Annotated in this window: 18 protein-coding genes; 10 read left to right on the top strand and 8 right to left on the bottom strand. The window is 71.6% G+C overall.

Going from position 1 to position 18111, the window contains the following annotated elements; genetic code table 11:
- Positions 1–101: 101 nt before the first annotated feature.
- The 4 genes from AVP42_RS03720 to AVP42_RS03705 are packed head-to-tail and all read left to right on the top strand — an operon-like array spanning position 102 to position 2558.
- On the top strand, positions 102–569 hold the full coding sequence (locus AVP42_RS03720) for a VOC family protein (protein WP_067946219.1): 468 nt from the start codon (positions 102–104) through the stop codon (positions 567–569).
- 45 nt (positions 570–614) lie between these two features.
- Positions 615–1250: an NAD(P)-dependent oxidoreductase gene (locus tag AVP42_RS03715; protein WP_067946217.1), complete on the top strand. Its 636-nt coding sequence runs from the start codon at positions 615–617 to the stop codon at positions 1248–1250.
- Positions 1247–1687, top strand: a complete 441-nt coding sequence (locus AVP42_RS03710) for a MarR family winged helix-turn-helix transcriptional regulator (RefSeq protein WP_067946215.1) — start codon at positions 1247–1249, stop codon at positions 1685–1687. Before AVP42_RS03715 ends, AVP42_RS03710 begins: the two co-directional genes overlap by 4 nt.
- Positions 1688–1694: 7 nt before the next feature.
- Positions 1695–2558, top strand: a complete 864-nt coding sequence (locus AVP42_RS03705) for an SDR family oxidoreductase (protein ID WP_067946210.1) — start codon at positions 1695–1697, stop codon at positions 2556–2558.
- A gap of 213 nt (positions 2559–2771) precedes the next feature.
- Here the strand turns inward: AVP42_RS03705 and AVP42_RS03700 are convergent, their stop codons facing one another.
- Together AVP42_RS03700 and AVP42_RS03695 are read right to left on the bottom strand one after the other, a co-directional pair.
- Complete coding sequence (locus tag AVP42_RS03700) at positions 2772–3449, bottom strand: response regulator transcription factor (RefSeq protein ID WP_067946207.1); 678 nt, start codon at positions 3447–3449, stop codon at positions 2772–2774.
- A complete protein-coding gene (locus AVP42_RS03695) occupies positions 3442–5505 on the bottom strand; it encodes a sensor histidine kinase (protein ID WP_067946205.1) in 2064 nt (687 codons plus the stop codon). The genes AVP42_RS03700 and AVP42_RS03695 overlap by 8 nt, the downstream gene beginning before the upstream one ends.
- A gap of 194 nt (positions 5506–5699) precedes the next feature.
- Between AVP42_RS03695 and AVP42_RS03690 the strand changes: the two genes are divergently transcribed.
- Both AVP42_RS03690 and AVP42_RS03685 read left to right on the top strand, forming a co-directional pair.
- A complete protein-coding gene (locus tag AVP42_RS03690; RefSeq protein WP_067946203.1) occupies positions 5700–6170 on the top strand; it encodes a hypothetical protein in 471 nt (156 codons plus the stop codon).
- A complete protein-coding gene (locus AVP42_RS03685) occupies positions 6154–7641 on the top strand; it encodes a multicopper oxidase family protein (RefSeq protein ID WP_197466944.1) in 1488 nt (495 codons plus the stop codon). The genes AVP42_RS03690 and AVP42_RS03685 overlap by 17 nt, the downstream gene beginning before the upstream one ends.
- A 10-nt stretch (positions 7642–7651) precedes the next feature.
- On the opposite strand, the gene AVP42_RS03680 is transcribed toward AVP42_RS03685, so the two are convergent.
- The gene (locus tag AVP42_RS03680) at positions 7652–7969 is read right to left on the bottom strand and encodes a helix-turn-helix transcriptional regulator (RefSeq protein WP_067946201.1); all 318 of its coding nucleotides are present in this window, start codon (positions 7967–7969) and stop codon (positions 7652–7654) included.
- Positions 7966–8448, bottom strand: coding sequence for an SRPBCC family protein (locus AVP42_RS03675; RefSeq protein WP_067946500.1), 483 nt, complete (start codon positions 8446–8448; stop codon positions 7966–7968). The genes AVP42_RS03680 and AVP42_RS03675 overlap by 4 nt, the downstream gene beginning before the upstream one ends.
- Before the next feature lie 355 nt (positions 8449–8803).
- Here AVP42_RS03675 and AVP42_RS03670 point away from each other — a divergent pair, with 355 nt between their 5' ends.
- The gene (locus AVP42_RS03670; RefSeq protein ID WP_067946198.1) at positions 8804–9289 is read left to right on the top strand and encodes an ASCH domain-containing protein; all 486 of its coding nucleotides are present in this window, start codon (positions 8804–8806) and stop codon (positions 9287–9289) included.
- 72 nt (positions 9290–9361) lie between these two features.
- Here the strand turns inward: AVP42_RS03670 and AVP42_RS03665 are convergent, their stop codons facing one another.
- From AVP42_RS03665 to AVP42_RS03650, 4 genes are all read right to left on the bottom strand, one after another.
- A complete protein-coding gene (locus AVP42_RS03665; RefSeq protein WP_067946196.1) occupies positions 9362–9718 on the bottom strand; it encodes a putative quinol monooxygenase in 357 nt (118 codons plus the stop codon).
- Positions 9715–10530 (bottom strand): ATP-binding cassette domain-containing protein, encoded by an 816-nt coding sequence (locus AVP42_RS03660; protein ID WP_067946194.1) that lies wholly within the window; start codon positions 10528–10530, stop codon positions 9715–9717. The genes AVP42_RS03665 and AVP42_RS03660 overlap by 4 nt, the downstream gene beginning before the upstream one ends.
- Positions 10527–11567, bottom strand: coding sequence for an ABC transporter permease (locus tag AVP42_RS03655; protein ID WP_067946192.1), 1041 nt, complete (start codon positions 11565–11567; stop codon positions 10527–10529). Before AVP42_RS03655 ends, AVP42_RS03660 begins: the two co-directional genes overlap by 4 nt.
- Before the next feature lie 118 nt (positions 11568–11685).
- Positions 11686–12789 carry a substrate-binding domain-containing protein gene (locus AVP42_RS03650; RefSeq protein ID WP_067946190.1) on the bottom strand — a complete coding sequence of 368 codons (1104 nt, stop codon included), beginning with the start codon at positions 12787–12789 and terminating at the stop codon, positions 11686–11688.
- Between the two features lie 174 nt (positions 12790–12963).
- Here AVP42_RS03650 and AVP42_RS03645 point away from each other — a divergent pair, with 174 nt between their 5' ends.
- From AVP42_RS03645 to AVP42_RS03635, 3 genes are all read left to right on the top strand, one after another.
- Positions 12964–13968 (top strand): LacI family DNA-binding transcriptional regulator, encoded by a 1005-nt coding sequence (locus AVP42_RS03645; RefSeq protein ID WP_067946189.1) that lies wholly within the window; start codon positions 12964–12966, stop codon positions 13966–13968.
- A 2-nt stretch (positions 13969–13970) separates the two neighbouring features.
- Positions 13971–14912: a PfkB family carbohydrate kinase gene (locus tag AVP42_RS03640; protein WP_231878533.1), complete on the top strand. Its 942-nt coding sequence runs from the start codon at positions 13971–13973 to the stop codon at positions 14910–14912.
- 126 nt (positions 14913–15038) lie between these two features.
- Positions 15039–17981, top strand: a complete 2943-nt coding sequence (locus tag AVP42_RS03635) for a GH32 C-terminal domain-containing protein (protein ID WP_082846958.1) — start codon at positions 15039–15041, stop codon at positions 17979–17981.
- The last annotated feature ends 130 nt before the right edge of the window (positions 17982–18111 follow it).

Genomic DNA, 18111 nt, shown 5'->3' with positions numbered 1-18111 from the left:
CGACTCTAGCGACGCCGCGCACGTTCGCGAAGGCCCGCGCGGATGGGACGCGGCGGGCGTACCGTGGCCCCGAGCAGCGTTCCGAACAAGGGGGGTTCCCGATGGCCGAGCTCGCACCGATCCAACCGTGCCTGTGGTTCGAGGACCAGGCGCGCGCGGCGATGGACTACTACGTCGACGTCTTCCCGAACTCGCGCATCGTGGAGGTCGTCGAGTATCCCGACGAGTCGCTCGACGAGCACTTCCGGGGCATGGCGGGCAAGGTGGTGAACGGGCGGTTCGTCCTGAACGGCGTCGAGTTCACCTGCCTCGACGGCGGTCCGCTCTTCACGTTCAACGAGTCGATCTCGTTCATCGTCTCGTGCGCCGACCAGGCCGAGATCGACTATTACTGGTCGCGCCTCTCGCACGTGCCCGACGCCGAGCAGTGCGGGTGGTGCAAGGACCAGTTCGGCGTCAGCTGGCAGATCCTGCCCGCGAACATGAACGAGCTCACCCGGCGGCCCGAGCAGGTCCAGGTGATGATGCAGCAGAAGAAGGTCGTCATCGCCGAACTCGAGCAGGCCTGACGAACGGATGCCGCAGGCAGTTGCTTTAGCGGCTAAACTGTCTGCATGACCACCCTCGCTCTCTTCGGCGCGACCGGGAAGACCGGTCGCCGCGTCCTGGATCGGGCCCTTGCCGAGGGCTTCGACGTCCGCGCCCTCGTGCGCGACCCCGCCCGCCTCGGGGTGCAGCACGATCGGCTCACCGTCATCCGCGGCGATGTGCTCGACGCCGCCGCGGTCGACGAGACCGTCGCCGGCTCCGACGCCGTGCTCAGCCTGTTCGGCCACGTGAAGGGGTCGCCGGCGTCGCTGCAGGCCGACGGCACCCGCCACATCGTCGCGGCCATGCAGCGCCACGGCGTCAACCGCATCGTGTCCCTCTCGGGCGGCGGCCTGCGTGCCGAGCAGCACGATCGCCCCAAGGCGGCCGACCGGGTCATGCGCCTGCTGCTCAAGACCCTCGCCGGCGACGTCCTCGCCGACGCCGAGGCCCACCTCGGCGTGCTCCGCGACAGCGGCCTCGACTGGACCATCGTCCGCGGCCCCCGACTGCTCGAGACCCCCGGCACGGGGACGTACCGCGTCGGCTGGGTCGGCGTCGGCACGGGCATGCAGATCAGCCGCGACGACCTCGCCGACTTCATCCTGAGCCAGGTCGAGGACCGCACCTACGTGCACCAACTGCCGTTCGTCAGCGCATGACCGACGACACCTCGCGCCGCGAGCACGTCGCCCGCGTCATCGAGCGGACGGTCGCCCTCGGTCGTTCGCTCCGCAGCGGACGGCGCACCCCCTTCCACGGGCGGGTGCTCACCGGCTCGCAGCTCGAGGCCCTGTTCCACCTCGCCCACGGCCCCGCACCGGTGACCCCGAGCGCCCTCGCCGCGGCGCTCGCCCTGACCCCCGGCGCGGTCACGCAGCTCGTCGACGGCCTCCGTGCGGAGGGCTTGGTCGAATCGGCGCCGCACCCCGACGACGCCCGGTCCCGCGTCATCCGCCTCAGCGCGCAGGCCACGGAGCAGGTCGACGCCTTCGAGCAGGAGCTCGTCGCGCACGCGCTGCCGACGTTCGACGCCCTCGACGATGCCGAGCTCGAGACGCTCGCCTCGCTCCTCGACCGGGTCGGCCGACCGCAGTGAGCGCGCGATGACGAGCGACGCCGTCTTCGTCACGGGCGCCACCGGGATCGTCGGGTCGGCCGTGGTCGACCACCTGCTCGAGCGCGGCGAGCCGGTCGTGGCGGGCGTGCGAACCGAGGCGGATGCCGCACAGTTGCCACGCGGCATCCGTCACCGCCACTTCGACTTCGGCATGCCCGCGCACCGGCTCGATGCGGTGCTCGACGGATGCGACCGGCTCTTCCTGATGCGCCCGCCGCCCATCGCCGACGTGGAGCGGTACCTGTTCCCGCTCATCGACGCGGCGATGCGCCGCGGCCTCCGGCAGATCGTGTTCCTCTCGCTGCAGGGCGTGCAGGCGAACCGGTCCACCCCGCACCACGCCGTCGAGCGGTACCTGCGCGAGGTCGATGCGCCGTTCACCTTCCTGCGGCCGAACTTCTTCATGCAGAACCTGACGACGACGTACCGCGACGACATCCGCGACCACGACGAGATCTTCGTGCCGGCCGGCCGATCGCGCACGGCCTTCATCGACGCGCGCGACATCGGCCGGGTCGCGGCGGCGGTGTTCACCGGGCCGGGCCACCTCCGGGCGGCGTACACCCTGTCGGGCGAGCAGAGCCTGACGTACCGCCGGGTGGCCCGGATCCTCTCCGACGTGCTCGGCCGGGAGATCCGCTACGCGCGCCCGGGCGAGCGGGAGTACCTCGCGCGTCTCGCCGCGAACGGGGCGCCCGAGGATTACCTCGCCGTGCAGCGCATGATCCACCGCGTCGTGCGCTGGAACGTCTCGGCCCTGCCCAACCGCGCGGTGCGCCGGTTGACCGGTCGGCCCGCGACGACGTTCGCCGAGTTCGCGGCGCGGGAGCGCGCCGCCTGGGAGCGCTGAGCGCCCCGGCCGACGGGAGCCGCCACGCCACGGGCCTCGCGGAGGAGGCCGTCGGCATCGTCGAAGTCGTCGCCGATGTCGCCCGTGGCCGCGTCGAGGATGGTGCCGATCGAGCTGCTCATACCTCGATCCAAGCAGCACCCACCGACACCCGACGAGGCCCGACGGAAGTGCCGAAACGGCCGGACAGCGGCCGTTTCCACCGCCCGCCATCTACCCCTCGGCGCTCCTCAGGAACGCCAGCACCGCGGCCACCCGCCGGTGCACGCCCGACTCCGGCAGCCGCAGCTTGGTGAAGATCGCGTTGACGTGCTTCTCGACGGTCGACGACGACAGGAACAGCGCCTGCTCGATGCCCGCGTTCGTCTTGCCCGCCGCCATCTCGCGCAGCACCTCGAGCTCGCGCGGCGACAACGCGGCGAGCGGACTCGCGGCGTTCGCGCTGCGCCGGCGCACGAGCGTGTCGACGATCTGCGGATCGATGACCGATCCGCCCGCGCGCACCTCTCGCAGCGCGTGCACGAGGTCCTCGAGGTCGCCGATCCGGTCCTTCAGCAGGTAGCCGAGGCCGGCCGACCCGTCGGCGAACAGCGCGAGCGCGTAGCTCTCGTCGGCGTGCTGCGAGAGCACCACGACCCCGGTCGAGGCCGCCGTCGCACGGATGGCGTGCGCGGCCTCGACCCCCTCCATGTGGTGGCCCGGCGGCATCCGGATGTCGGTGAGCACCGCGTCGGGACCGAGCCGTCGCACGGCGTCGAGCAGTTCGGTCGCGTTGCCCACCGAGGCGAGGACCTCGACCTCGCCCGAGTCCTCCAGGAGGCGCCGAAGCCCCTCGCGCACGAGGTAGTTGTCCTCGGCGATGACGACGCGCAGCGCGCTCCCGTCAGCCACCCGACGCTCCCGGCGCGCTGAGTGGCAGGTCGACGACCACGGTGGTCCCCGTCGGCACGGCGGGCGCCACCTGCACCGTGCCGCGGAGCGCCGCCACCCGGTCGCGGATGTTCGCGAGCCCCCCGCTCGTCGCCGACGCGGGCGACACGTCGCCGATGCCGCATCCGTCGTCGCTGATCGAGATGCGCAGGTGCCCGTCGTCGCGCGCGAGCCCGACCGAGGCGTGCGACGCGTGCGCGTGCTTCGCGGTGTTCGCGAGCGCCTCGCGCACGACGTAGTACGCGGTCGTCTCGACGTCGTCGGGGTAGCGCTCGGCGCGCACCGCGGCATCCGCGTCGACCGTCAACGGGATCGGGTACCGGGCCACACCCGATTCGACCGCCGCGACCAGCCCGTTGTCGCTCAGCACCGGCGGGTGGATGCCGCGGGCGAGCTCGCGCAGGTCGGTGAGCGTCTCCCGGGCCTGGTCCTGCAGCTCCGCCAGCTCGTCGGCGGTGAGCTCGCCGCGCTCCAGGCGGTTCCGGGCGAGGCGAAGCCCGGCGATCTGCGCGACGACGTCCTGCTGGATGCCGTCGTGCAGGTCGCGCTCGAGGCGGCGCCGCTCGTCGTCCTGCGCGGCGACGAGCCGTTCGCGCGAGGCGGTGAGCTCGTCGAGCTGCTCGGCGAGCTGGGCGGTGAGGCGCAGGTTGGCGACGGATGCCGCAGCCTGGCCCGCGACGGTGCGGAGCATCGTCCGCTCCTCGTCGGAGTACTCGCCGCGGCGGCGGGGTCCGAGCTCGATCCGGCCGAGGGTCTCGTCGGCGTGCACCAGGTCGACCGACTCGACCGGCTCGGTGCCGGCGGCCTCGCCGGGGATCGCGGCGACGCCCGCGGGGGCATCGGCGAGCGCGCCATCCGTTGCCGCCAGCCGGATGCGGACCCACGTCGCGTCGAGCCCGGCGCGCACGGCCTCCGCGAGCCGGGTGAGCAGCTCGCGCGGCTCGCCCGCCTGCTCGAGGCGGGAGCCGAGCTCGCTCAGCATGCCGAACTGGCGGTCGCGATCACCGAACAGGGCGCGGTGCAGCCGACGCTGCATCCACGTGCGCACCGGCAGCAGCACGACCGCGAGGAGCGTGGTGAGCAGGATCGCCGGCACCGTCTGCAGCGGTGGCGTCAGCAGCACGGCGGGCGTCGCGACCCCGGCGGCGTAGACGACCGTGATGAGCAGGTTCGACGAGCGTTCGACGCGCGCGCCGCGTTCGCCCGGCCCGATGTCGAACGCGCCGTAGCGGAGGATGCCGTGGATGGCCGCGACCGGGATCGCGAGCATCGACGCGTAGACGAGCAGCCCGACGCCCCACAGGCCCGGCGCGAACGTCCAGAGCAGGAACGCCACGATGGCCCCGGCGACGGTCAGCGCCATGACCCTCGTGCGGGCCCGCACCTCGGGCGGGCCGAACGCGGCCCGGGAGACGAGCACCGCGAGCGCGAGCGCGACGGCCGCCCACGCCTGCAGCACGAGGTACTGCACGAGCGGCGCCGCCCACTCGAGCCACGGCACGGCGAGCGGGTTCGGGATCGCCTCGCCGCTGATGCCGAGGAACGGCGACATCACCACGTGCGGGGTGGTGAGCAGGGTCAACGGGCCGACGAGCACGGGCAGCCAGAGGAAGTGGACCGCGACGCGCTCCCAGCGCCGTTCGGGGACCCCGTCCGGGAAGGTCGCGAAGACGATGAGCAGCGAGGAGGTCGCGAGCGCGTCGGCGGTCAGGCCGAGGGTGTTGAAGAGCGGGAACCACGACTCGGTCAGCAGGTCGGGCGTGCGGAGCACCAGGGTCTCGTAGGCCGAGCCGACGAGCATCGACGTGGCCCCGAGCGCGATGAGCACCGCGACCCGAGACGACGACACGGTGAGCAGCCACATGCCGAACACGAACAGCGGCAGTGCGCCGAGCAGCGGCCAGGCGAGGCCGTGGTCGCTGTCGGCGTCGAGGAAGCCCCGCACGACGACGACGTAGACCAGGGACGCGACCCCGATGGGGCCGAACGTCGCGAGGCACACCCACCTGCGGTCCACGGTTCCATGGTCCTCCTGTCGCGGCGATCGCGGGAGGGGGCGAACCGGGACGCCCCTTGGCGGCTGGCCTCCATCACGCGTCCGGTGCTCCGCCATGCGGCATCCGGCGGGCTGCGTTCCGGCCCGGGCGGCGCCGGGCGAACGTGGGGTCGAGCGGATGCCGCGACGAGGCGCCGCACGAAGGAGAAGGCATCATGCGCACCCTGTACACCGGTCTCGCCTGGACCGTCGCCGGCGCGGTCGTCGTCCAGGCCGCCGCGATCGCGTTCGCGTTCAGCGGCATGCTGAACCTCGTCTCGGAGGGCGGCGTGGTCGACAAGGCGCTCCTCGAGGGCTTCCAGGCGGCGGGCGTCGGCGAGGCCGGGTTCCTGGTCCACGGACTCGTCGGCGGCATCGTGATCCCGCTCGTCGCCGTCGCGCTGCTCGTCGTGTCGTTCTTCGTCCGCGAGCGCGGCAGCACCATGTGGGCGGCGATCGTCCTCGGGCTCGTGGCGCTGCAGGTCACCCTCGGCTTCTCCGTCACCGACCTGCCCTACCTCGGGCTCGTGCACGGCGCGAACGCGCTCGCGGTCGTCGCGGCGGCGTCCGTCGCCGCCCTCCGGATGCGTCGCACTCGCGGCGAGTCCGCCCCGGAGGAGGCGACCTCACGTGCGGTCGCGGCGTGAGCTGCTGCGACGCGTCGCCGTCGGCGTCGCGGTCGCGACCGGACTCGGCGCGGCGGGGCTCGCGTGGAGTTCCACGCTGCTCGGCGAGTACTCGGTCATGGACCTCGGCGCCGAGCAGGCGGGGCACGGCGCGCACGCGGCGGGCGGAGCGGCATCCGTCGCCGGCAGCCCGGGCACGACCGACGTGACCGCGCTGACCGCCGACCCGGATCGGCATGCCGACGTGCGGGTCGAGTTCGTCGCGCGGCAGGAGCGCATCGACGTTCCCGGCGGACGCACGGTCGACGGCTACACCGTGAACGGCACGTCGCCGGGGCCGGAGCTGCGCGCCCGGCAGGGCGACCTCGTCGAGGTGACGTTCGTGAACGAGTCGGTGGCCGACGGCGCGACGCTGCACTGGCACGGCATCGACGTGCCGAACGCGGCCGACGGCGTCGCGGGCATCACGCAGGACGCCGTACCCGTGGGAGGGCGCCACGTGTACCGCTTCGAGGCGACGGATGCCGGCACGTACTGGTACCACTCGCACCAGGTTTCGCATGTGCAGGTGGAGCGCGGGCTGCTCGGCGCCATCGTGATCGAACCCGCCGACCTCCCGGAGGTCGCGACCGACGCCGAGGCCACCGCGCTGCTGCACGTGTACGGCGGGCGGCACACGGTGAACGGCCGCGCCGAGGACGCCCGCGTCGCGGCCGAACCCGGCACGACGGTGCGCGTGCGCGTGATCAACACCGACCAGGGCACCGCCGCCGTGTGGTCGGCGATGCCGTTCCGGGTCGTCGCGACCGACGGGCACGACGTGCACGAGCCGACACCCGTCGACGGCGAGCGCGTGCTCATCCCCGCCGGCGGTCGAGCGGATGTCGCGGTGCGGGCACCCGACGACGGCTCCGCCGTGCGCCTGCACACCGGCGGCCGCAGCGTGATCGTCGGCGGCCCGGCGGCATCCGTGCCCCCACCCGCCGCGCAGCCCTCGCGGACCCTCGACCTGCTCGCCTACGGCAGCCCCGAGCCGCTCGCGTTCGGCACCGCCGACCCCGACCGCGAGTTCGACTACGTCATCGCCCGCCGCTTCGGCATCATCGACGGCCGGCCCGGCAACTTCTGGACCATCAACGGGCGCATGTTCCCCGACATGCCGATGTTCGACGTGCGCGAGGGGAACGTGGTCGTCATGCACGTCCGCAACGACTCCGGCGACGTGCACCCGATGCACCTCCACGGGCACCACGTCGTGGTCCTCTCGCGGGACGGGATCGCGGCATCCGGGAGCCCGTGGGTCGTCGACTCGCTCGACGTGCACCCCGGCGAGGCGTACGACGTGACATTCGTCGCCGACAACCCGGGCATCTGGAGCGACCACTGCCACACGCTGCGGCACGCGGTCGACGGACTCGTCGCCCACGTGATGTACGAGGGCGTCACGACGTCGTTCACCATCGGCGCGGTCTCGGGCAACCGGCCGGAGTGAGCGCTCGCGCTCAGAGCCCCTCGGCGATCTGCTTGATCGCGGCGAGGCGGCGGTCCCACTCGGCCCCGATGGCGTCGAGGCGACGGGCGGCGTCGCTCAGCTGCGCGCCGATCACCCGGTAGCGCACCTCGCGGCCGACCCGCTCGGACTCGACGAGGCCGACCTCCTGCAGCACGGCGAGGTGCTTCATGATGGCCTGCCGCGTCACGGGCAGGCGCCCGGCGAGGGCCGACGCCGAGGCGTCGCCCTCGCCGAGTGCCGCCAGGATGCTCCACCGGGTCTCGTCGCCGAGCGCGGCGAACACCGGAACCAGCGTTCCGGTGGTCACGCGGCGCCCTCGGCGCGTTCGAGCACGGCGACGAGCTTGTCGAGCTCGGAGACCCAGCCCTCGCCGTGGGACGCGAGGTTCGCGGCCGGGTCGGACGTGCGGTCGAAGCCGGTCTCGACGACGGTGAGCCGCGTGCCGTCGGCCACCGTCTCGAGGGTGAACGTGAAGACCGTCGAGGTCTCGTCGTCGACGATGTCGGGCAGGTGGCCGAGGGCATCATCGTTGCCCCAGCGATACGTCACGGTGTGCGGGGCATCCATCGCCTCGACGCGGATGGGCACGGCGCCGTAGTCGGGGAACGTCATGGTGCCCTGCGCGCCCGGGCCGGAGCCGTCGAGCACGGTTCGCCCGAACCACTGCGAGATGTGCTCGGGTTCGGTGACGGCGCGCCACACGCGCTCGATGGGCGCGGCGATGCGGATGGTACGGCGCACGGTGTACGTGCCCTCGTCGATGACGGATGCCGGGTTGTCGGTCATGGTCACGATGATCTCTCCTTCTCGGGCTGCTGACGTGGGACGGGATGCCGCAGCATCCGCGTCTTGCAACCACAGGATTGCACTTCTTCGACTTTAGCGCAACTGCTTGGTTGCAACTTTTCAGGCGGCGATGTCAGGACTCAGCCGCGGAGGCTCATCAGGAAGGAGATCGGGCGGTTCAGAAGGTTCGTGCGGCTCGCCGCCCGCCCGCCGCGATCCGGGCCGGCTGCTCCCGGTCGCGCGATCGACCGGCACGAACGGGCGTTCGGGAAGCGTGCGCAGGTCGTGGCCGACGAGCCCAGGTTTCCGACCCGCGACGGCGGGCCGTGACATCCGTCGCTGCCAGACTGAACACATGCCGAACGCACCCGTCGACCACGCCGCCGCGCACGCGCTCTGGGAGGCGTACCGGAGCGCGCACCCCGACCGCGCGACCGACCTCGAGCCGCCGTCCGTCGAGGTGTTCGGCGACCACCCTGAACTCACCGACGAGCTGCTCGGGCTCGTGCTCGACGGCACCAAACGGGCGACCGCAGCCCTCGTCGCGGAGTTCGCGGCCGAAGGGCAGCCGCTCCCACGCATCGGCGGTCACTGGATCGCGTGCGACTCGACCGGCCGGCCACGCGTCATCCTGCGCAGCACCGAACTGCGCCTTGCCGCCTTCGACGAGGTCGACGACCGGTTCGCGTACGACGAGGGCGAAGACGACCGCTCGCTCGCGTCATGGCGCGAGAACCACCGCCGCTACTGGCAGCGGGTCACGGCGACCCTCGGCTTCGAGTGGACCGAGCAGCACGAGATCGTGCTCGAACGGTTCGAGGTGGCCTGGCGCGCCGACTGACCGGCGCGCCTGCGCGCCGCGCCACGGAGGCGCGGCAGCCGCCCGACCGAGCCGGACGGCTGCCGCATCCGCTCACGCCACTCGACGCAGGAACCGCAGTTCGGACCCGTTCGCCTCGGCGATGAGCGGCCCGAGGGCGGCGTTGAACACCGCGCCGTGCGGCTGGGCGAGGTGCTCCGCGAAGGCGGCCGCGTCGCGGTACGCCTCGACGACGACGAAGCGGGTCCCGACCGCCGTCCAGTCCGGATCCACCTCGGCGACGGCCGGCGGATCGGTCAGCACGTACGCGTCGAACACGAGGCATCCCGGTTCGGCCCGCACCGCGATCGTGAGATCGCGCAGCAGCGACTCCACCTCCGCCTCCTTGCCAGGCCGCGCGGTGAACTCGGCGACGAGTTCCACCGACGTCGAGGTCTGGGTCAGGCTCATCCGCGGCTCGCTCCCGTCATGATCGCCACCGCATCGGTCATCGAGTGCGACTGGGGCGTGATCGTCGCCGCGCGCTTGCCGAGGCGCTGGACGTGGATCCGGTCGGCGACCTCGAACACATGGGGCATGTTGTGCGAGATGAGGATCACCGGGATCCCCCGATCGCGCAGGCTCATGATCAGTTCGAGCACCTGGTTGGACTCGCGCACGCCGAGCGCCGCCGTCGGCTCGTCGAGGACGACGACCTTCGACCCGAACGCCGCGGCGCGCGCGACCGCCACCGCCTGCCGCTGTCCACCTGACAGGTTCTCCACCGGGACGGTGACGTCCTGCAGGGTCGAGATCCCGAGCGAGGACAGCTCGTCCCGTGCGCGCTGACGCATGCCCTTCTGGTCGACCATGCGGAACACGGAGCCCAGGACTCCCTTGCGCCTGATCTCCCGGCCCAGGAACAGGTTCGCCGCGACGTCGAGCGCGGGCGAGACCGCGAGGCCCTGGTAGACGGTCTCGATCCCGGCCGCGCGGGCATCCTGCGGCCGCTTGAAGTGGACGGGCTCGCCCTCCAGCCAGATCTGCCCCTCGTCCGGGATCTCAGCACCCGTCAGGCACTTGATCAGCGTGGATTTCCCTGCTCCGTTGTCGCCGATGACCGCGAGGACCTCACCCGGGTAGAGCTCGAGACTGACTCCATCGAGACCGACCACCCGGCCGAACGTCTTCACGAGGCGGCGTGCGCGGAGGATGGGGACGCGGCCGTCGGCGGCGCCCTCCTCGGGCTCGACTCCGGTGCTCGGGGTTGTGCGGGTGGTCATGCGCGTACCTTCCTGATCCACTGGTCGACCGAGACGGCGATGATGATGAGCACGCCGACGGCGAATGTCTGCCACAGCACGTCGAGTCCGGCGAGCGCGAGGCCGTTGCGGAACACGCCCACGATGAGCGCGCCCAGGAGCGTCCCCCAGACCATGCCGCGACCGCCGAACAGGCTGGTGCCGCCGATCACCACCGCGGTGATCGAGTCCAGGTTCAGGTCGGCGCCCGCGTTCGGCGATGCGGCGTTGGAGCGGCCGATCTGGATCCACGCGCCGAGGGCGATGATCGCACCGGCCGCGAGGTAGACGCTCATCAGCACGCGGTTGACGCTGATACCCGCGAGGCGCGCGGACTCCCGGTCGTCGCCGACGGCGTAGACGTGCCGACCCCAGGCCGTCTTCTGGAGGATGAAGGCGACCGCCACGTAGAGCAGGAGCATCATCACGACGCCCACCGTCAAGTTCACGCCGAACACGGGGAACGTCGCGCCCGTCCAGGTGAGCAGCTCGGGCATCTCCCGTCCGCGCACGGTCGCCCCGCCGGAGTACAGCAGCGTGAGGGCGAGGAAGATGCTCAACGTGCCGAGCGTGACGATGAAGGGCGGCAGCTTCAGCCGGGTGACGAGTGCGCCGTTGAGGGCGCCCGCGGCGAGGCCCACGGCCAGGCCGGCGGCGAGCCCGAGCACGGCGGGCAGGCCGGCCTGCACCGTGGACTGGGCGATGACCATCGAGCTGAGGACCATGACCGCGCCGACGGACAGGTCGATGCCGGCGGTCAGGATGATGAGGGTCTGGGCGACGGCGAGCGTGCCGACGACGGCGACCTGCTGGGTGATGAGCGAGAGGTTCGCGGGGTTCAGGAATCGCTCGTTGAGCAGCCCGAACACGATGACGGCGACGACGAGCACGATGGCCGGGCTGATCGCGGGGTACCGGTGCAGCGTGTTGCGGATGCGGCTGAGCGGGGTGGTTCGGTCGAGGAACTCCTCGGCCAGGTCGAGCGCCGAGGTCGGCGGCTCGGTCGTGTGCTGAGTCACGTGGGCTCCGTTCGGAAATGGCGGTTCGGGTGCGATCCGGGCATGAGCGGGGCGGGTGGTCGAGATGACCGGGCACGAGTCATCCGTGGCGGCCCGCCCCGCTCATGGGGTCACCGGATCAGCCCCAGCAGATCTCGCTCGCCTCGGCGGTGTCGATCGACTCGACGCCGTCCTGAGGCTCGTCGGTCACGAGCGCGACGCCGGTGTTGTAGAAGTCGAGCCCCTCGCTGACCTCGGGGGTCTCGCCGGTGGTGACGAGATCGTGGATGGCCTGGACGCCGAGCTCGGCCATCTTCAGCGGGTACTGCTGGCTGGTGGCGCCGATGACGCCGTCGGTCACGGCCTCGATGCCGGCACAGCCGCCGTCGACCGAGACGACGACGAGGTCGTCGGTCGCGCCGGCGGCCTTGAAGGCCTCGTACGCGCCGTATGCGGCCGGCTCGTTGATCGTGTAGACGACGTTGATGTCCGGGTTCTTCGACAGGAGCGTCTCGGCGGCGGTGCGGCCACCGTCCTCGGCACCCTGCGATGCCTCGTTGCCGACGATCTCGTACTCGCCGCCCGAGTACTCGCCCGTCTGCGCCTCATCGCCGTTCTTCGACTCGTCGGCGAGGTCGATGCCCATGCCGTCGAGGAAGCCCTGGTCGCGTGCGACATCGACCGAGACGATCTTGTCGTCGAAGAGGTCGATCATGGCGATGGTGGCCTTCTCGCCGTCGAGCTTGGCCGCGGCCCACTTGCCGATCTCCTGACCGGCCAGGTAGTTGTCGGTCGCGAAGGTGATGTCGACCGACTCCGGGTCGCCGGGCGGGGTGTCGAGCGCGATGACGTACAGGCCCGCGTCCCGGGCCTTGACGAGCGCATCCTCGACGGCCGGGCCGTTCGGGGTGATCAGGATCCCCGCGTCACCGCGCGAGATCGCATTCTCGACGGCCTGGATCTGGGTGTCCTCGTCGCCGTCCTCCTTGCCTGCGGCGAGCGTGATCTCCACGCCGAGGTCCTCGGCGGCCGTCTTGGCGCCCTCCTGCATCGCGACGAAGAACGGGTTGGTGTCGGTCTTCGTGATGAGCGAGACGCTGATGGTCTCGCCCTCCGCGCCGCTCGCGCTCTCGCCGGAGGCGCCCGACGAGGCGCATCCGGTGAAGGCGAGCGCTGCGCTCGCCATGAGCGAGCCGGCGAGGACCAGTCGGCGGCGGATCGCGCCGGGGCTTTCGTGATTCATCCGGGAATCTCCTCTTGGTGTGGGGCATCGTCACCCTCGGTGACAACGATGTCACGGCAGGTCTAGTGCATGACGATGTGTATAGTCAAGACACGACCCGTCGATGGAGATATAAACGTGACACCGTTGTCAAACGGCGGCGCGGCGCCTGAGCCCGCCCGCGCACGGCCGACCATGCGGCATGTCGCCGCCCTTGCCGGCGTCGGCGTGAAGACCGTCTCGCGCGTCATCAACGGCGAGCCCAACGTGTCCCCCGCGACCACGGCGAAGGTGCTCGCCGCAGCGCGCTCCCTGGACTACGAGCCCGACCTGCACGCGGGGAACCTGCGGCGCTCCGACGGCCGGTCGCGAACGCTCGGCCTGCTCGTCGGCAGTGTCGACAACCCGTTCGCCGGGGCAGTGCACCGAGCCGTCGAAGACGTGGCCCTCGGCCGGGGCGTCGCGGTGTTCGCCTCGAGCCTCGACGACGACCCGGCGCGCGAACAGGCCGCCGTATCGGCGTTCCTCCGTCGCCGCGTCGACGGCCTCATCCTCACCACGGTCTCCGAGAGCCAGTCCTACCTCGCGCCCGAACTGCGACGCGGCACACCCGTGGTCTTCGTCGACCGGGAGCCCGCCGGCGTCACCTCCGACACCGTCGTGAGCGACAATCGCGATGGCGCCGCCCTGGCCACCCGGCACCTGCTCGAGCGCGGACACCGCCGACTCGCCTACTTCGGCGACCGTTCGACGATTCGCACCGCTCAAGAGCGCCGACGGGGATTCCTCGACGAGCTCGGCTCCGCCGGGGTCGCCACCCGCGACATCCCCGTCGTGGAGGATCTCCACGACGAGGCGGCCGCCCGACGCGCCGCGATCGAGCTCTTCACCCGCCCGGGCCCGCCGACGGCGATCTTCTCCAGCCAGAACCTCGTCACGATCGGCGTGATCCGGGCGCTCCGCGAACTCGGTCGACACCGCGACACCGCGCTCGTCGGCTTCGACGACGTGCCGCTCGCCGACCTGCTCGAGCCGGGGGTCACCGTGGTCGCGCAGAACCCCCAGGAGATCGGGCGGATCGCTGCGGAGCGCGTCTTCGCGCGCCTCGACGGCGATGACTCACCCGCTGCGCGCTCGGTCGTGCGAACCCGCCTCATCGCGCGCGGCTCCGGCGAGATCACGCCCCGAACAGAAGGATGACCGTGCCCCCCACCTCCCCCGCCCTCACCCCCGCCCGGATCACCGTCGTCGGCGACGCCCTCATCGACGAGCTCCGCGACGCCACCGGCTCCCGCGAATTCGTCGGTGGTGCCGCGTTGAACGTCGCGGTGGGGCTCGCGGTCCTCGGACACCGCCCGACGCTCATCACGATGCTCGGCGACGACGAACCCGCCAGTCGGATCCGGACGTTCCTGAACGACCACGGCGTCCGGATGGTCGAGTGCCGCTCCGCGCACGGCACCGCGCGCGCGATCTCCGACCGCACCGACGGCGAGCCGAGGTACGAGTTCAACCACGCGGCACGTCATCGCCGGTTCCGGTTCGACGATGCGGCACGCGCAGCGCTCGACGAGGCCGATGTCGTCGCCGTGAGCTGCTTCCCGTTCGACGACGACCACCAGGTCGCCGACCTCCTGGAGGCGATCCGCGATCCCGAGCAGCGGCTGGTCGTGGACGGCAATCCCCGCTCGGGCATGCTCCACGACCGTGCCCGCTTCCAGTCGAACTTCGAACGCACCGCTGCCCGCTCCCTGCTCGTGAAGGTCGGCGACGAGGACGCGGCGCTGCTGCTGGACGCGTCGCTCGCAGAGCTCGTCTCCCGGCTCCGACCCGGCTCGGGAGCGCCGCCCGCCCACGAGACCGCCGTCCTCGCGACGGCGGGTCGCGACGGCGCCGCCGTGCACCACGGCCGGCTCGAGGTGCAGGCCGGGATCGTGGACCTGCCGGGACCCGTGATCGACACGATGGGCGCGGGCGACGCGACGCTCGCGGCCGTGATCGACGACATCGTCCGAAACGGGATGCCCGGTACCGCGGACGCATGGTCATCGGCCCTCGCAGGAGCGATGACCGTCGCCGCGGCGACCGTGCGCCACGAGGGCGCGCTGCTGCGCACGGCGACCGACCAGCCTCGGGTCGCCTGACGCGGAGTGTTCATCCCGCGTGCGGGGTGGTTGATTTGTCCGCTGGACACTGCGTAGCATCGCCCGCGTTCTGACAACGATGTCACCCGTGAGGCGTGACCCGCGCAACGAAGGGCGAACCAGTCGATGACGACGGTATCAAGATGGAGAACGATCGCGATCGTCGCCGCCACGGCGACAGCCACCACGCTCGGGGGCGTTCCGCCCGCCGCGGCGGCGGATCCCGAGGTGCACCCGGCGGACGAGCCGTACCGGCCCGCCCTGCACTTCTCCCCGCAGGAGAACTGGATGAACGACCCGAACGGGATGGTGTACGACGACGGCACCTGGCACCTGTTCTTCCAGCACAACCCGTACGGCACCCGCTGGGGCAACATGAGCTGGGGCCACGCGACGAGCACCGACCTCGTGCACTGGGAGGAGCAGCCGATCGCCATCCCGCAGACCTTCGATGAGGACGGCACTGCCATCGAGGACATCTTCTCGGGGTCCGTCGTGATCGATGAGGGCAACACGAGCGGGTTCGGCACGGCCGAGGACCCGGCCATGGTCGCGATCTATACGAGCGCCTACACGCCTGCGCATCCGACGCACGCCGGCAAGCAGGCGCAGTCGCTCGCGTACAGCACCGACGGCGGCATGACGTGGACCAAGTACGAGGGCAATCCGGTGCTCGACCGGGACTCGGCGAACTTCCGCGACCCCAAGGTGTTCCGGTACGAGGACCCGGAGACGGGCGAGTCGTACTGGGTCATGGTCGCCGTCGAGGCGCTCGACTACAAGGTCGTGATCTACCGCAGCGACGACCTGAAGAACTGGACCCACCTCAGCGACTTCGGCCCCGCGAACGCGACAGGCGGCATCTGGGAGTGCCCCGACCTGTTCCCGCTCGCAGTGGACGGCGATCCCCAGAACGTCAAGTGGGTCATGGTCGTGAACCTCAACCCCGGTTCGGTCGCCGGCGGATCCGGCGGCCAGTACTTCGTCGGCGACTTCGACGGCACGACGTTCACGTCGGAGAGCACCGTATCGGATGACTCGCTGCCGGCCGGCGAGCTCTTCGCCGGCTTCGACGACGGCACGTACGAGGGCTGGAGCGTCGCGAACGAGCCGGGCAATTGGGCCAACGGCCCGTGGACCGACGCACCGGCGACGGGTACGCTGCCCGGCCAGAACCCGGTGACGGGATTCATCGGCGCCGGTCTCGTGAACGGGTTCGCCGATCACGACTGGCCGGTCGGCACGATGGAGTCGCCGGCCTTCACCATCGACGAGCGCCGTATCAACCTGTTGGTCGGCGGCGGCAACCACCCGCACGTCGAGGGCACGCAGCTCGGCAACGAGCCGCCGGCGGGCCGTTTGCTGTTCGACGGCTTCGAGTTCGCCGACGGCACCACGCTCGCCGACACCGGCTGGGAGGTCACGGGCGACTTCGCGACCGACCCCGCACGCAACCCGTCGACCGCGGGCGGCGACTACTACCTCGGCGCGAAGCGCCTCAACACGTGGGAGGGGGGCCCGAAGGGCGATGACAACCTCGGCGACCTGACATCCCCGGCCTTCACGATCGAGCCGGGCGAGGATCACCTCTCGTTCCTCATCGGTGGCGGCAAGCGCCTCAACGGCACGCTCGAGGTGCGCCTCCTCGTCGACGGCGAGGTCGTGCGCACGGCCACGGGCCCGGAGGCCGGTCAGCTGAACTGGCAGGCGTGGGACGTCTCGGAATTCGCCGGGGACGAGGTGCGCTTCCAGGTGCACGACGACGCGACCGGCGGCTGGGGGCACCTCACGGTCGACCACCTCGTGCTCGGCGCGGAGCCCGCGACGCCCCGCTCGGACGAGACCTCCGTCAACCTCGTGGTCGACGGTGAGATCGTGCGCAGCGCCACGGGCCGCAACAGCGAGAACCTCGACTGGGTCAGCTGGGATGTCGCCGAGTTCGCCGGGCAGGACGCCACGATCAGGATCATCGACAACAACCGGTTCGGCTGGGGTCACATCCTCGTCGACCAGGTCATGTTCTCGGACGTCGCCGCCGCACCGCGGCTCGAGGGATACGACTGGCTCGACTGGGGCCGCGACTACTACGCGACCGTGTCGTTCGCGAACGCGCCCGACGACCGCCGGGTGATGCTCGGGTGGATGAACAACTGGGACTACGCGAACGACATCCCCACCGGGACCTGGCGCAGTGCGATGACCCTCCCCCGCGACGTGGAGCTCGTGAGCACCGATCGCGGGCCGCGCCTCGCGCAGCGGGTGGTCCCGGAGTTCGCCGAACTCGAACGGCCCGACGTGGCGTTCACGGATGGCGGGCGCGACATCGTCGAGGGAGCGGAGACGCTGCCCGTTTCGGCCGACGTGGTGCGCATCGACGTGGTCCTCGACCCGGGCGACGCCGATGCGGTGGGCCTCAGCGTGCTGGGCGACGACGAGTCGGCGACGCGGATCGGCTGGGACGCGGCATCCGCTCGCCTCTACGTCGATCGGCGCGATTCGGGGAACACGGCCTTCCATCCGGCGTTCGCGTCGTTCGACGACGCGCCGGTGGAGCTCGAGGACGGCCGGCTCGCCCTCACGGTCTACGTCGATCGCGCCTCGGTCGAGGTGTTCGCCGACGACGGGCGCACGACCATCACCGACCAGGTGTTCCCGAACGCGGGCGCCGACGCCATCGGCCTGTGGGCCGAGGGCGGTGACGCGCGGCTCGACTCGCTCACGGTGACGCCGATGCACGGCGCGATGTACCGCGAGGCCGGTGCCGACGGCGCGACGGCCGCGCCGCCCGCGGCAGAGGTCACGGCGCTCACCGGCCCCCGCAAGAAGCCCGACGCAGACGGGAACTACGAGGTCAAGGTCAAGGTCGGCAAGGGCGAGCCGACCACGGTGGTCCGCCTCCTCGAGGACGACCGGGTGATCGACCGCGTGTACCGCACCGCCGATTCGGAGCGGACGTTCACGTTCCGGGTCACGGGCGCGGCGCCGGGCGAGCACCGCTACCGGGTCGACGTCGAGAACTCGGCCGGGGTCACGCAGGGAACCGAGTTCCTCGTCACGGTCGCCGGGTGAGCCGCGTGGGTGGGGTGCGGCGATGCTGAGCGCCGCATCCCACCCGCCAGCGGGCACATCGCCTACGAGGGCGTCACCACGTCGTCCACCATCGGCGCGGTCTCGGGCAACCGGCCGGAATGAGGCGTAG

It is taken from the genome of Agromyces sp. NDB4Y10, from assembly GCF_001620055.1.
GTDB lineage: Bacteria > Actinomycetota > Actinomycetes > Actinomycetales > Microbacteriaceae > Agromyces > Agromyces indicus.
Note: the sequence above shows the minus strand (reverse complement) of the source record. Positions and strands in the feature narration are given on the sequence as shown.